The organism is Salinivibrio sharmensis (genome assembly GCF_001995985.1).
In the GTDB taxonomy this organism is placed as follows: domain Bacteria; phylum Pseudomonadota; class Gammaproteobacteria; order Enterobacterales; family Vibrionaceae; genus Salinivibrio; species Salinivibrio sharmensis.
This window is the reverse complement of sequence record NZ_MUFC01000002.1, coordinates 271,172-285,490: the sequence shown is the minus strand read 5'-3', so window position 1 is coordinate 285,490 and position 14,319 is coordinate 271,172. Positions and strand designations below refer to the sequence as shown.

The following is a 14,319-nucleotide window of genomic DNA, read 5'->3' as shown; positions in this document are numbered from 1 at the left end:
AAGCGACCTTTGAGCAACCATACCTGACGGTGGTGCTTGGCGGTGCATGTTGACACCGCACAAAAAACTTTGGAGGGACGTTTAGCGTGTGGCGGCGAGGCGAGGCGCTTCCCACCCCAACGCTGATAAGACATGCAGCCATCTATTGTCAAACGGCGCTTGCACCTGAATACGCTCGCCACTGACCGGATGGACAAACTGCATGTCACTGGCATGCAGCAACAGCTGATGACAGTCAAAGTGTTCACGAAAAACACGGTTATGCCTGCCATCACCATGGGTAGTATCACCAATAATCGGATGGCTGAGGTGGTGCATGTGGCGACGTAATTGGTGTTTTCTTCCCGTTTGCGGTTGCATCGCCACGAGGCTATAGCGACTGGTCGCATACCGCCCTGTTGCGATAGGTAGCTCCACCGATGCCAGTGGTTGATAATCCGTCACCGCCGGTTTGGCCCTGGGCGGCTGGCTCGCGTCTTTGTCCGCTATCTTATCCTGCTCCTCCACCAACGGATAATCGAGTTGGCCCGCTTCCGTGATCCAACCTCTAACCACCGCATGATATCCTTTTTTAATCTCTCCTTGCGCGAACTGTGGCATCATCAAGGACGCCACCTCGCTAGAAAGCGCAAACACCAACACCCCAGAGGTGGGTTTATCGAGCCGGTGCAACGGATAAACACGCTGGCCAATCTGGTCCCTGAGCGTTTGCATCACAAAGCGTGTTTCACCTTTATCTAACCAAGAGCGGTGCACCAACATACCAGCAGGCTTATTGACCACAACCAGCGAGGCATCGCGGTATAAAATGGATAATGGTTGCTCACTCATCATTGACTTAATAGCGCGTCAATACGGTAAGTCACTTTGACTACCGCCGTCGCCCCTTGCTGCTCTTTCATCGCTTCTTCCACATACGGGGCGATTTCAAAATTTCTTGGCAACGGCTGACGAGCAACAACTAAGGCACGCATTTTGGGCAGAAATATCCACTGTAGCCACTCATGGCAATCAAGCGTGTCCACCGCGAACGGCTCGGTACTGGCCAGTCGTTTAGGAGAGGGTGGCTCGGATTGCAGCAGATCACAGGCATCTAACACTTGCTCAAGCTCATCCAGAAGTTGCTCACACTGTTGATAAAGAGTCATTGACAATCCCATCATTACTCAAATTAGAAACCGCGAAGCATAGCACGATCCCAGCAAAGACAACATCAACTCGACAAGCATCTCACCGGTAAAAACTGATATACTCGCGCGCATTAAGCGATAACCAAGAGCGGACATCATGGAAACGGTTCACGCCCTGAGCACCTTATTTGACCACGCCGATTGCCAATTCAGTGTTTACGACTTAGGTCGTCGTGTTTGCCAGCTGGATCAAGCAGCCTTTCGTGCGGTTGAGGCCAATCAACAACCTTACCCTCATCCCTTGCGCCAACATGCCCACATGGCTGTCGCTTTTTGGCCACAAGGCGGTGCACCTTGGGTATGGTTTTTAAAAATGCCGCTTGACGAGCGGGGCTTGCTCAACCACACCGCAATGGGCGACTTTTTACAGTATGTCAGCACCGCGATGGGTGAGCGCTTAACCGCGACGCCGAATAAAGAACAGCGAGAAAAGCTGGCCAATAACCCCTATACCTTTACCCCTACAGACGACAAGATGGCCATGTTTCATGCCAACTTGACCTATCAACTCGGCCGATCTGCAAGCCAGTATTATGATCATGCCCAGCATTATTTAAATGGCGAACTTGGCTGGGATAATTGGCAAGGGGTTGGCCTACAAGGACTGGCCGATGCCTGTGTACGCATGGCAGAGCAAAATAATGTCACGCGAATTCGCAAAGCGCTGAACAACCTCCCAACGACACCAATGTATGCCCTGCTAGGTTGCTTAGAGCACTGCCAAATCAATGAAAAGCTCGCGGCAAGCATACGCGACATGTTTAGCCGAATGTGTCAGACGCAAGACGTCGATCTTTTCTTGGTCAGCGCTTTACTCCGCGCGCATGCTGGCGCACCGGATTCCACTCGCCATCACTTGATTGATGCCGTGTTGGATAAAACCGAACTGCACCATCGCGAGATTTTTGTTGCGATTGCGGGGCGGTGCTGGGATAGCTTGACGGACGACACAGTGTTAGATCGCTTCTTGATTGCGCTTGCCGATCAGCACGACCCTGCACTGTTTCAACAAATCTATGCCGATCTTGTGATGCTGCCACCGCTTCGAGGCGCGCTGCTTAGCCGTTTGCACGGAGACACCTCTCCGGCGCTGACCCAAGCGATGACGCGTATGCAACAGGCGGTCAAACATACTTCTTATGATCACTGACCTGCTGACCATTGTCTTGGTCGTTGTCGTCGCCTTGCTGTTTTGGCAACAGCGGCGACAATCCGAGCAAGCACACACATACATTCGCCAATACTGTCAGCGGATGGAGTTGCAACTACTGTCTATCGCACGAGGTCGACACACCATACGCAGAACCGAACAAGGATGGCAGTGGGTCACCCAATATTGGTTTGAGTTTTCTGCCACCGGGGATGATCATTATATCGGTCACGCTCAGCTTCGAGGGTTAAGATTAAAGGCGATAGACACACCGGTTCATGCGATGCCAAGAACGGGCCAAATCGACGGTTAGATGTCACTCAACCACGCCAACCGTGGTGATAATAAAAAAGGCGGGGATAATTGTTCGCGCAACGTGAAAAGCTGTACTAGATTAGAAGTATGGTGCACACGCAAGTTTAGTGCTAACGGTGCGTGACAGGGAGTCACCGGTGTCGGTTTAACCGGCCAGAAAAAAGGAAAGGGCGCAGCTTGCGCCGCGCCCTAGAGTTTTACTTGCAGCCATCCTGCTACTAAAAGGTGCTCCCTGCATCATTCCTTGATCAGTCGCCGATTCCTTCAGCGTCGTTCCATGTCTCTCCGTCTTGGAGGTGTCCTTTCGTCATCCTGACAAACCGAAATTCCCGTTTCGATAAGCTCTCCATCCTGGAGGTGTCCATGACTTCGTCCTGAAGTGGTCCTTAAGCCCCCATCCTGGGTTGTCCTAAGTCTTCCTGACGTACAAGCTTCCTGCCTGTAGAGAACGGCTCCATCCGTTGTCCTTTTTGCAATCCATGCCAGCGCTTCTTCCTGAAGTACTGCCTCATCCTGAGGTACCAAGTCCTTGGCGATTCCTGTTCCCTGTGTCAGTTCCCTTCCGACACCGATAAGATTACGCGACTATGTAATATAAGAAAAAATAAAAACAAGAAGGTCAGTTTTCGTAGCAATACTCTGCTTTTATCCCACGCCCTTGTAAGAGATATCTCACAAGGAGCAAGGGCCTTTTCTATTTATTGTTCTATGCTAACAGGCCCCGCTTTGTCACAACACGGAGCGGAGGCTGCTACTATAGTGAGTATAGACGTGTATCAAGCAGCTAGGAGGGACAATGGAAACTTTTCAACATGACTTACAGCACCTTTTTGAACAGCTGGGTTTGGCAACCGATAAGGCCTCGATTGAGCACTTCCTATCCAGCCACTGCTTGGTTGAAGGGCAAACACTGGTCGATGCCCCATTTTGGAACGCGGCGCAACGCGCTTTTATTGATGAAGCGATCAAAGAGGATGCTGACTGGGCCGAGCACGTTGACACGCTTGATGCGCTGCTGAGAAAGCCCTAATCTTGATGCCCTATCGAGTGACGAGGAAGTATGGATGAGTTATCAAGCCGAACTGGAACGAGCGCTTGACGCGCTCGCCGCAAAGGGACAAACCGCAACGGTCGCAAAGGTAAAAGCCCAGTTAAGGACGTCAGTGCCCTTGCCTTTAATTATTCAAGCGGTTAAAAGTGCTAAGGCTAATACGCCGCTGCCCGAGATGGCTAGCTTGGATGCAGCAATGTCGGACGCGGAACGCATTAGTCAACTAGAACAGCAGGTTGCCGACTTGAGTGAGCGATTGGCGACTCTAGAAGCGCACTGTGCCCGCAGCTAAACAGTTTGCCACGCAGAACCTAGCGGCGTGCTGCACGATACGCGGCACTACGTCAGTTTAAAGTCCCAAGAAAGGTTGGATACTAGCCGGCAACGATCGCATTTAAACAGAAAGATATCGTGGAGTGGGCGCTCAAGCCGCCAAGGCTCCCCACACTTGGGACATGGGCGTTCAAGCTCACTCTCTTTATCTTTACCGCCAACACGATATTGATAATAGTAAGTCGGCGTGCCTGTTAAGTACTCTATCCGCCCACGTAAATCCCAACCGCGCTGAAATAGGCGCGTATTGGGACATCCAATTTCATTCAAGCCTGCAAATTCGGCATCGCTGGCGCCGGCCATTTGTAATTCATCACAGGCTTGCCATTCTGTTTGCCATTTGATGACCGCTTTGTGATCACCGTTAAAGGTGGCGGGTAAGCGATAAAGCGGGATAGGTAGCAGCGTATCGCCACAACGCAGCGGCGAACACGTGTGAACAAAGGTGGTGTAAAGCACTTGCCAAGTCGGTGAGACACTCGGAGCGGCTTGTTCTGAGTTCAAATCGCGCCCCAGCACACGCACTTTCGGTTGGGTTAAGCACGCATCGGCGAGCTGCTGCAAAGCCCGTTTCACTTGTGGGCTGTGAAAGCGTGGGTGCAAGGCGTCTTCATCTGGGCAGACAACACGAAGCTGAAACTGGCCTTCTTGCATCAAGATCGGAAACTCGCGTCCAAGCACCTGGCCATTATAACGTAACGCATCCATGAGGCCGTTGATAGTACAGTCGACCGCACTAACGGTGGTATTATCAAAGCACTCAAAGGTCAGTTCCGTGAGAATCATGCCACATCAACCTCTAGTGCCGCGAGAAATGTTTCCAGATTGGGGGCAATCACATCACGCGTCCCTTTATTAAGGGTTTCTCTGATCACTTCTCCGCTCATGTTATCAATTGCAATGATCACCATTTCATCGGCTGTGGTCGCGATAAAGACACTCGGCGTAAGCTTGCGCTGACGCTGCATCATCAGATGCCCCAAGATATTTTCTTGCAAGCGCGCCAAGTCATCGTCACTCCATACCTGAAGCAAGCTTATCGGCTCCCCCTGATAACGAACCGATAAATCTGCACAATAAAATGCGTTGTAAAAATCTTTAATATCGCCATGCAAACGCAACGCGATCGCTTCTTCTACATTAGAAAAGTTAGCCAAGGCGTCGCGCTTGACCGGTTGCCACTGTAGTTGGTGATCGTTTTCGCTCACGATACAGGGAGATGGCAGCCCAATGTAAGCATCTGTACAGGGTAAATGCTGATAATTACGCTGCCATACCGCCATATAATTCTGTGTTAGCGCCCAAAGGGCACGATGTACTGTGTTCTCCATTCGCAACCTATAGCAAGATTCAGTAAACTTTACCTATTCTACTTGAATCAATAGCAGATCCGTATGAGCAATTATCAAGATGCCGATGCCCTCGCCAATTTATCGCTTGGCGAAAAGACAGATTATCCAACCCAATACGACCCCTCGCAACTGCGTGCTGTTCCTCGCGCGCTAAATCGTCAGGCCATCGGATTAGATAATGCGCCGATGCCCTTTACCGGTTACGACATCTGGACCTTATATGAGCTGTCATGGCTCAACAAAAATGGGTTGCCCCAAGTCGCGATTGGCGAAGTCCGTCTACCGGCCTCTAGCCCCAACTTGATCGAGTCAAAATCATTTAAGCTGTACCTCAATAGCTTTAATCAAACCAGCTTTGATAACTGGCAACAGGTAGCTAACGCATTGCAAACCGATCTATCCGCCTGTGCGGGCGAAGAGGTGGATGTCACCTTATCACCGCTCAGTGAGTTAGAGGGAGAAACCATTGCAGGCCTAGCGGGTGAATGCATCGATCACCAAGACATCAGTATCGACGACTACACCTTTAAGCCAGACTGGCTCGATGGTGCCGCTCAAGGCGCGATTGTGTCTGAGACGCTTCATAGCCATTTACTGAAATCAAACTGCCTCATCACCAATCAACCAGACTGGGGCTCGGTGAGGATCGCTTACAAGGGCAAAAAAATAAACCGTGAGAAACTACTTCGCTACTTAGTTTCATTTCGAGAGCATAATGAGTTTCATGAGCAATGTGTGGAGCGCATTTTTATGGACATCATGCGCTTTTGTCAGCCAGAAAAGCTCACGGTTTACGCCCGTTATACACGTCGCGGCGGGCTGGATATCAACCCATATCGTACGAACATGGGTAAAACACCGAGCGAAAACAACCGTTTGGCAAGACAGTAACATCACAGGCTGCCTGCTGGCAGCCTTTCTCTCACCGCTTTTAACATAGAGGATGGCGCATGCGCATCAGCCGACTACTCGTAGGCCTGCTTTTTTGGTTAACGTCGATAACGGCGTTTGCCGCTATCCACTCCTCACCTGTGCTAACCAATGCCGAAAAGCTTCTCGAGACCTCTCCAGCGCAATCGTTGGAAGTCAGCAATCGGTTTTTAGCCCAACGCCGCCTAACCACAGGTGCCAACCGCTCACACGTCAATAACGACACGGATCGCTCGATTCGCACGCCATTGCATACCGTGTATGCCTATTTGATCAGTGCCCGAGCCTATGCGTATCTCGATCAACCCATAGAGGCTAAAGCCGCGTTACAAAAAGCGTATCAAGTGGTCGATGAATACGACTTAAAACACGTACAAGTGCAAGTTTTACTGACCGAGGCCTCGCTTACCTGGCACCTTGATCGCGACTCGACGCGCGCCCTAGCGACACTCGATGCCGCCCAAAAAGCCATTGAAGCCTTGCCAGAGAACAGCTTAAACGGCCAAGCAAGCCGCTTTAAAAGCGCTTTACTGCGCGCCAATATTCTCGCGGCGACTGCAGACAGTGAAACCGCGCTTGTCGCCTATGAGAACGCGCGCAGCCAGCTTAGCCGTGATCCCCAAGATTTACGGGATAAAGTCGAGTTTCAGCTTTCGCTGGGCGGCTTTCTACTCGACCAAAAGCAGCATGAAAGTGCTCTTACCGAGTTACTCAGTGCTTTCTGGATAGCGAGCGAGAACGAATACACGGCGTTGATTGCCGGTGCCAATATGAAGCTGGCTAAGCTGTATAATCAGCAAGGCGTGCTCAATCAAGCCCTTGAGCACGCGAACCAAGCCGCTGCCTTTTTTGAGCACTTTTCATTAAGCCGACGTTTATCGGCGTCACAGCGCTTATTAGCCACCATTTATGAGCAACAAGCCCGTTATAATTTTGCCTTGGTTCATTATTTTAATGCGCTTGAAATTGAGCAAGCACTCGGTCGCCTCCAACCGCTTGCACAAGTCCACCTGGCCATCGCCCGCACTTATTATCAGCTAGAGCATTTCCCGCTCAGTGACAGATACATTCAAGATGCGTTAAGACTGGTCGGTAGCCTACCCAACTCGCCTCTGACCACACAGGCAATGTTGTTACAAGGACGTATTCACCTTGCACTTTCTCAACCAAAGCAAGCAGAGAAAGAAATTCGCACCGCACTGGAGCGAGCAGAGGTAGAAAAAGACCGCAAAACCATGACGATGGCGCATCACGCCCTCTCCAAAGCCTTGGAATCGCAAGGCAAGTATCAAGCGGCTCTGATGATGCAACGTGATTATGAAAAGCTACGCGCACAGCAAACACAATCAGAGCAACAACAACAAGCCGATACGTTTAAACAGCAACAGCGTGTGGTCGAGCGGCAGCTACAGATGGATGAACTGCAACGTCAGCTAGATAGCGCACATCAAGAGCAGCTTCACCTACAAAAGGTCAACTATTTCCTATTGGGTAGCCTTGGGGTGTTAGTAGCCATTGTTTATCTTCGTCATCGTGCCGCGGTAATGCGTCAGGGAGAACTCGAAGAGCTGCGTGATGACTTTTATACGCACCCACGCACCGGGCTGAGGAACTTACGTATGCTTAATGCCAAGTTACCGCGTTCGTTGGAAAAGAGTAACGCTAACTTTGAGCAATGGTATCTGAACGACATGATCCACCAGCCACTCAGTGATCGGCTACGCTTCGCCATGTTCGATGTAGCCTTTCTAAAAGCGTTATTTTTGCGTCTCGGCTATCAAAGGGCGCAAGATATCGAGCGTCAGCTTGGCGACTATTTGTCCGAGCGTGTCACTCAATCTGGCCGCTTATATCATTTCGCCGATACCTTGTTTATTTATATCGAGACCAATTGGGATCAAGATACCCAGCCTGATGCGCTGGCTCATTTTGTGCAGTCTTTGATCGCAGACTTTGTCAGCCACTACCAAAGCAGTCAGCCGCAAACAGTGAGTGCAGGTGACCAACCTCCGACGCTCACGCCGCAAGTCGCCATTGGTCTCGCGGAATACCCTTTTTTACCGCGCGCGTACACATCGATTAATGACCAAGAGTTAATTGAGATTTTATTAACGGCTACCCATCAAGCCAGTGATCTCGCGCAACAGACTGGGGAAAGTCATTGGGTACACTTTAGCGCGATTAACACAGCGCCCGCCGCGAGCTTCGTGAATACCAACTTACGTCATGCTTGTTTAAAAGGCATTGACTCTGGATTGGTAAAGGTTAAATCTTCCGCGAACGACTTATTGAACTGGCAGAAAGATCACGAATCTGATAAAAAGCCATCGTCAATTATTGATGACCAGAGCAATAAGTCGGTATAGCTACAGGTAGTTAGTGAAACTGTTTTCGCTACCAATGGCGCCAAAATGCGAACATAATCAGGTAGTTCCTCGATAAAATGACTAAGTCCACCCCATCACCGTTGTCGGCCCAGCCCGCTCAGCCGGGTAATAATGCGTCGCCCTCAACGTATCAGGCGCTGGCGCTTAAGTCGCGTCGAGAAATCCATAGCCTTAAACGGCTGGTTTCGCGCTTTATCGCCACGTGCTCGGGTAAAAATAACTTGGTCGACCAAAAACTGGCCGAGTTCCGTGACGTATTGTATTCAACGCAGGATGTTAGCGCCTTGCTTCCGCGTTTAGCCATTATTGAACGCATGGTGGGTCATCAAAACATGACACAAGCAAAAGCACAGTCACACCTCGATGAGCAATTTCACACCAGTGGTGAAACACTACAGCGAGTGACTGGTCTCCCCGCTCAATTGAAACGTGACTTGCGAGATCTATTAGCGCAACCGGCGAACGGTGATACCGAACGCACACAACACCTCATTAAGTTACTTCAGCTATACGAACGCGCCGTGACCTTGCAAGTTGCAAGGCCCCGCACTCAACAAACACCAGACATCGACAACGATCAAATACGTCGCGTCGCTGATGAACTACAAAACCTGATTACAGAGCTCGATATCGACGGTCAAGCCGGCGACAAGTTGCTTGAAATCCGCCGTGAACTGCTGACCGATATCTCACCGGCTACCGTGGTGTCTTTGACGTTGGCAGCACTCAAGCTGATTCTGGAAGCCACCCAATCTGAGCGGCGTGCTTCGCAGCAATTTCTCAGTCAAGTCAATGATGACCTCGTATCAATAAGCCAACAAAATACCCGTGCGCATGATCATGCGACACAACTACGGCTGGCACATCAAGGTGTCGATCAGCGACTCGATCGCACCATTAACGATATTGAACACGAACTCAAACGGAAAGGCGCGGCAAAAGCCAACCCAGAAGCCGCATTAACCCAAGCGCTTGCAGAGCTGAAAGTGATCGCGCAAGAAAACAAAGCGCTCAAAAATCGCGAACAAGCCTTGGAGGAGCAGTTGGCACACAATCAAAACCAGCTTAGCGCCTTAGCAGAGCAAACCCTCGATCAACACCGTCGTGTCGGCGACCAAGAACGTAAACGCCTATTAGACCCGCTGACCCGCGTCTACAACCGTGCCGCGCTTAACGATCGTTTGGAGCATGAGTACCGCTTATGGAAAAAGTATCAGCGTGAGTTTTGCCTTGCCGTCATTGATCTTGACCACTTTAAACAAGTTAATCAGCAGTTTGGCTACGAAGTCGGTGATAAAGCGTTGAAAATTATCGCGCGCAGCATCTACCAATGTCTGCGCGACACCGACTTTATTGCCCGCTTTGGTGGCGAAGAGTTTGTCATTTTACTGCCTGATGCGGACGATGAAACGCGGACCGATATTTTGGCCAATATTAGCCACACCATTCGCAAACTCCCGCTGAAGTTTAAAAACGAGCGCGTGTCAATTAGCGTCTCAATTGGTGCCACCCTCTTCCAAGGTGAAGATACCCCCACGCCGGTGCTAGAGCGTGCTGACCAAGCGCTCTATCAAGCGAAAAACAGTGGTCGCAACCAAATCATCTGGTGTTAATTTTTACTGGTCAATTGTGGCTAGCGTGTGTATTTTTAATTAACACACTGATTTTTATAGCACCGCTCGACAGCCTGGCTTGCGTTAAACAGGATGTCGGCGTGTAAGAGGTTGCCGCTATGATCACACACATTAGTCCGATTGGAACGATGGATCTGCTTTCTCAAATCGAGGTCGATCGTTTAAAAGCCAGCGCCAGCAGTGATCTGTACCGCTTATACCGCAACTGCTCATTGGCCGTTTTAAATTCAGGCAGCCATACGGACAGCTCCAAAGCTCTGCTTGAAAAACACGCCAACTTTGAAATTCGCGTGTTGCGCCGAGAGCGGGGCATCAAACTCGAGCTGGTTAATCCACCGGATCATGCCTTTGTCGACGGTAAGATCATTCGCGGCATTCAAGAGCATATGTTCTCGGTACTACGCGACATTATTCACGTCAATGTGCAGCTCGAGCATAGTCCTGCTCTCAACCTCGATAGCTCACCGCATATCACTAACCTAATATTCGGTATCTTGCGTAATGCGAAAACGCTCCGCCCAAGGGTCGATCCTAATTTAGTGGTTTGCTGGGGGGGGCATTCAATCAACGACATCGAATATCAATACACGCGTGAAGTAGGTCATGAGCTTGGTCTGCGTGAACTGGATATTTGTACGGGGTGTGGCCCAGGTGCGATGGAGGGACCAATGAAAGGTGCAGCCATCGGCCATGCCAAGCAACGCACTTATGACAGCCGGTTTATTGGCTTAACCGAGCCCTCGATTATCGCTGCTGAGCCGCCGAACCCCATGGTTAACGAGCTGGTGATCATGCCCGATATTGAAAAGCGCCTAGAGGCATTTGTCCGTATCGCCCATGGGATTGTCATTTTCCCAGGCGGCGCAGGGACAGCGGAAGAGCTACTTTATATTCTCGGCATCATGATGCATCCTGATAATCGCTCGCAGCCTTTGCCTATCGTGTTAACCGGTCCGAAAGAAAGTGAGGATTATTTTCGCGATATCGATGCTTTTATTCGTGATGTCTTGGGCGAGGAAGCCACCCAATATTATGAAATCGTGATTGACGATCCAGCAAAAGCCGCACGATTAATGAAAAATGCCATGCCCGCTGTCAAAGAGCATCGCAAAGCCACCGGCGATGCCTACTCGTACAATTGGTCATTAAAAATCGAGCCAGACTTCCAACATCCCTTTGCGCCAACACACGAAAATATGGCTAACCTCAACTTGCACATGAATCAGCGCCCAGAATTACTCGCCTCAGCGTTACGTCAGGCATTCTCGGGCATTGTGGCGGGGAATGTGAAAGACGAGGGGATGCGCAATATCGAGCAACATGGCCCATTTAAAATCGATGGTGACAAGTACTTGATGGTAAAAATGGACAAACTGTTACAAAGCTTCGTCGACCAACAACGGATGAAGCTCCCAGGCACCGAATATGTGCCGTGCTATGAGATTGTCTCTTAGCCCTAATACGCGCACTGAGCCGGCGCGCAGAAGGGTAACCGACATAACGCACACTGCGTTATGCTACTAACACAGGTATAATGCGCGGCTCATGCTGCGCGTTATTACTGGTTTTTATTATGTCTAACCTCCATGTTGTCATTATCGATGCAATGAACCTCATCCGCCGTGTCCACGCGGCTCAGCCCGAAGGCGATGCCATCGACACCACGGTGAATGCCTGCATCAAAACCCTCAATAAAATCATCAATCATAGCCAGCCGAGCCATATTATTGCTGTCTTTGATCACATGGGTAGTGATCGTGGCTGGCGCGCAGAGATCTTGCCGGCATACAAACAACACCGCAAACCCATGCCTGCGGTGCTCGAGCAGGGATTAGACACCATTCAAGATGCATTTTGGCAGCACGGCGTCGACTCGCTGCTTTCTCAAGGCGATGAGGCTGACGACATGATTGCCACCCTCGCCTTAAAAGTGGCCGAGCATCAGCAACATGTTACTATCGTGTCGACCGACAAAGGCTATTGTCAGCTTTTGCAGCCAACCGTTAGAATTCGAGATTACTTTCAGCAGCGCTGGTTAGATCTCGCGTTCGTACAAGCGCAGTTTGGCGTTCGCCCGGAGCAGCTTTGCGACTTTTGGGGGCTCGCGGGGATCAGCAGCAGTGAGATCAGTGGTGTGCCAGGGATTGGACCCAAAACGGCCGCCAGTCTACTTGGCGACTATGCCGATATCGATGCCATATTCGCTGCTGATGACCTTGCGCCAAAGTGGCAGAAAAAACTCACTGGTCATTATGAGTTGGCACAACAGTGTAAGCAGGTAGCACAACTGAAAACGGATATCCCGCTTGGCTTTAACCTGCAAGATATCCGTTTTGAACCTATCAGCGAGCGCCAACCCTCGTAAACAAACGCAAGGTGGCAGCCAGTCACCATCCGCTTAACGCTGACGTTTCACCCGCCGCAAGTGCACGGTAATTTCTTCTCGATCGTGATAAAGGTGCTTCGCGCGCATTTCATACGCCACATTGTAGTCATCAAGAAAGGCACCTAAGGTGTCGAGGTTTTCTGTTACCTGCTCATAGCGACGACTCATCGGCAATTTCAAATTAAATATTGCCTCTTTTGCCCACCCTTCAATCAGCCACTCACCCATCAATTGGGCCACGCGAGAAGGCTTTTCAATCATATCGCACACCAGCCAGGTGACATTTTTTCGCGTCGGCTCAAATTTAAATCCATCTTCGGCGTGATGAAACACTTGCCCTGTATCCATGAGCTGTTCATCCATCGCCCCATTATCCACCGCGTGCACGAACATTGAGCGTTTAACCAACTGATAAGTCCAGCCGCCGGGGCACGCACCTAAATCGACCGCCCACATGCCAGGCGCTAAACGCGTCTCCCATTCTTGCTTGGGAATAAAGTGATGAAACGCCTCTTCCAATTTTAAGGTAGAGCGGCTCGGTGCATCAGCAGGAAACTTCATTCGTGGTAACCCCATATAATGCGGGGAGTTATTAGTTGTCAGTGAATAGCCGACCAAACAGGTGCCTGGGGCGGTAAAGCACAGATGAATGACCGGCTTTTTGGGGTTATCTTTTGCGAGCAGCACGCCTTGCTTACGCAGAGCCTGACGCAATGGAACGGTGAATTTACGACAAAACTTCAACAGCGCTTTGGCTTTATCATTGTCAGGGGTCTCTACCCGCAAATCGCCACCTTTGGGTAGGCTATCACCCACGGCCAAGATAGGTGAAATACGATCGTCCGGGTCTAGATCCGACAAAGAGGCGGTCACCGCAATCATTTGCCGAGCAAAAATCAGTGAGTCTAATGGGAGATCACGTACCACACGCTCAGCATCGGCCTCTTGGTAGCACTCAAACAAGACATACGCACTGTTGGTTACCACGCGCGGGAAACCATATACTCCCATGTCGGCGGTTTTCTGTTGGATCTCTGCGGCGCAGTCTTTCTCAAACCCCGCACGACAATAAAGCAGAACCTGATTCATAACACCCTCTGGCTCGAACACATCACCACGCAATGTGGCGGTAAAAATAAGCTGCGCATTATATCTGCCATCCAGGCTAGAAAGAAATGGCCGCTAGGCTTTTATTCGCCGAGGCCGATTCATCAACATTTAGCCCGCCAAGCGCCGATAGCAAGGGCGGCCCACCCGACCAAAAAACTCATGCCACCTATCGGCGTCACCGGTCCAAGCCACTGCCAGGAGGTCAGAGCGAGCAGGTATAAGCTGCCACTGAACGCAACAACACCCAACAGCCACGCCCATGAGACGATAGCGACACAACGTGAAGAAAGCCTGGACGCGACGCCACAAACACTCAATAAGGCGAGGCTGTGCCACATCTGATAATTCACCCCCGTTTTAAAAATGGCCAACTGGTACTCTGACAGTATTGTTTTTAAACCATGAGCGGCAAACGCACCCAACCCCACGGCTAACCCTGCACCGATCGCCGCCACACTCACCCAACGATGTAATTTCATCT

The 14,319-nt window shown here is 50.6% G+C and carries 15 protein-coding genes; 9 read left to right on the top strand and 6 right to left on the bottom strand.

Annotated features, from left to right (window positions below; all coding sequences use genetic code 11):
- Positions 1–81: 81 nt before the first annotated feature.
- Positions 82–831, bottom strand: coding sequence for a tRNA pseudouridine(65) synthase TruC (gene truC, locus BZG74_RS03365; RefSeq protein ID WP_077771376.1), 750 nt, complete (start codon positions 829–831; stop codon positions 82–84).
- Positions 831–1,148, bottom strand: a complete 318-nt coding sequence (locus BZG74_RS03360; protein ID WP_077771334.1) for a YqcC family protein — start codon at positions 1,146–1,148, stop codon at positions 831–833. The genes truC and BZG74_RS03360 overlap by 1 nt, the downstream gene beginning before the upstream one ends.
- 139 nt (positions 1,149–1,287) lie before the next feature.
- On the opposite strand from BZG74_RS03360, the gene BZG74_RS03355 reads away from it, so the two are divergent.
- The 4 genes from BZG74_RS03355 to BZG74_RS03340 all read left to right on the top strand — a co-directional run bounded on the left by BZG74_RS03355 (position 1,288) and on the right by BZG74_RS03340 (position 3,998).
- Positions 1,288–2,340, top strand: a complete 1,053-nt coding sequence (locus BZG74_RS03355) for a DUF3549 family protein (RefSeq protein ID WP_077771333.1) — start codon at positions 1,288–1,290, stop codon at positions 2,338–2,340.
- A complete protein-coding gene (locus BZG74_RS03350; RefSeq protein ID WP_077771332.1) occupies positions 2,330–2,653 on the top strand; it encodes a DUF3301 domain-containing protein in 324 nt (107 codons plus the stop codon). Before BZG74_RS03355 ends, BZG74_RS03350 begins: the two co-directional genes overlap by 11 nt.
- A 798-nt stretch (positions 2,654–3,451) precedes the next feature.
- Positions 3,452–3,685, top strand: a complete 234-nt coding sequence (locus BZG74_RS03345; RefSeq protein WP_077771331.1) for a DUF2789 domain-containing protein — start codon at positions 3,452–3,454, stop codon at positions 3,683–3,685.
- A gap of 34 nt (positions 3,686–3,719) precedes the next feature.
- Positions 3,720–3,998 carry a hypothetical protein gene (locus BZG74_RS03340; RefSeq protein ID WP_077771330.1) on the top strand — a complete coding sequence of 93 codons (279 nt, stop codon included), beginning with the start codon at positions 3,720–3,722 and terminating at the stop codon, positions 3,996–3,998.
- Positions 3,999–4,045: 47 nt separating this feature from the next.
- Here BZG74_RS03340 and BZG74_RS03335 read toward each other — a convergent pair whose 3' ends face one another.
- Positions 4,046–4,825 carry a Zn-ribbon-containing protein gene (locus BZG74_RS03335; RefSeq protein WP_077771329.1) on the bottom strand — a complete coding sequence of 260 codons (780 nt, stop codon included), beginning with the start codon at positions 4,823–4,825 and terminating at the stop codon, positions 4,046–4,048.
- Complete coding sequence (gene syd, locus BZG74_RS03330) at positions 4,822–5,370, bottom strand: SecY-interacting protein (protein WP_077771328.1); 549 nt, start codon at positions 5,368–5,370, stop codon at positions 4,822–4,824. The genes BZG74_RS03335 and syd overlap by 4 nt, the downstream gene beginning before the upstream one ends.
- Positions 5,371–5,433: 63 nt before the next feature.
- Here syd and queF point away from each other — a divergent pair, with 63 nt between their 5' ends.
- The 5 genes from queF (at position 5,434) to xni (ending at position 12,707) form a co-directional block, all read left to right on the top strand.
- On the top strand, positions 5,434–6,282 hold the full coding sequence (queF, locus tag BZG74_RS03325; RefSeq protein ID WP_077771327.1) for an NADPH-dependent 7-cyano-7-deazaguanine reductase QueF: 849 nt from the start codon (positions 5,434–5,436) through the stop codon (positions 6,280–6,282).
- Between the two features lie 59 nt (positions 6,283–6,341).
- Positions 6,342–8,687, top strand: coding sequence for a tetratricopeptide repeat-containing diguanylate cyclase (locus tag BZG74_RS03320; protein WP_077771326.1), 2,346 nt, complete (start codon positions 6,342–6,344; stop codon positions 8,685–8,687).
- A gap of 77 nt (positions 8,688–8,764) precedes the next feature.
- The gene (locus BZG74_RS03315) at positions 8,765–10,321 is read left to right on the top strand and encodes a GGDEF domain-containing protein (protein WP_077771325.1); all 1,557 of its coding nucleotides are present in this window, start codon (positions 8,765–8,767) and stop codon (positions 10,319–10,321) included.
- A gap of 119 nt (positions 10,322–10,440) precedes the next feature.
- Positions 10,441–11,796: a nucleotide 5'-monophosphate nucleosidase PpnN gene (gene ppnN / locus BZG74_RS03310; RefSeq protein WP_077771324.1), complete on the top strand. Its 1,356-nt coding sequence runs from the start codon at positions 10,441–10,443 to the stop codon at positions 11,794–11,796.
- Between the two features lie 119 nt (positions 11,797–11,915).
- Positions 11,916–12,707: a flap endonuclease Xni gene (gene xni, locus BZG74_RS03305; RefSeq protein WP_101494652.1), complete on the top strand. Its 792-nt coding sequence runs from the start codon at positions 11,916–11,918 to the stop codon at positions 12,705–12,707.
- 33 nt (positions 12,708–12,740) lie between these two features.
- On the opposite strand, the gene rlmM is transcribed toward xni, so the two are convergent.
- Together rlmM and BZG74_RS03295 are read right to left on the bottom strand one after the other, a co-directional pair.
- Positions 12,741–13,817 carry a 23S rRNA (cytidine(2498)-2'-O)-methyltransferase RlmM gene (gene rlmM, locus BZG74_RS03300; RefSeq protein WP_077771322.1) on the bottom strand — a complete coding sequence of 359 codons (1,077 nt, stop codon included), beginning with the start codon at positions 13,815–13,817 and terminating at the stop codon, positions 12,741–12,743.
- A 122-nt stretch (positions 13,818–13,939) separates the two neighbouring features.
- On the bottom strand, positions 13,940–14,317 hold the full coding sequence (locus BZG74_RS03295; protein WP_077771321.1) for a DUF423 domain-containing protein: 378 nt from the start codon (positions 14,315–14,317) through the stop codon (positions 13,940–13,942).
- Positions 14,318–14,319 lie beyond the last annotated feature (2 nt).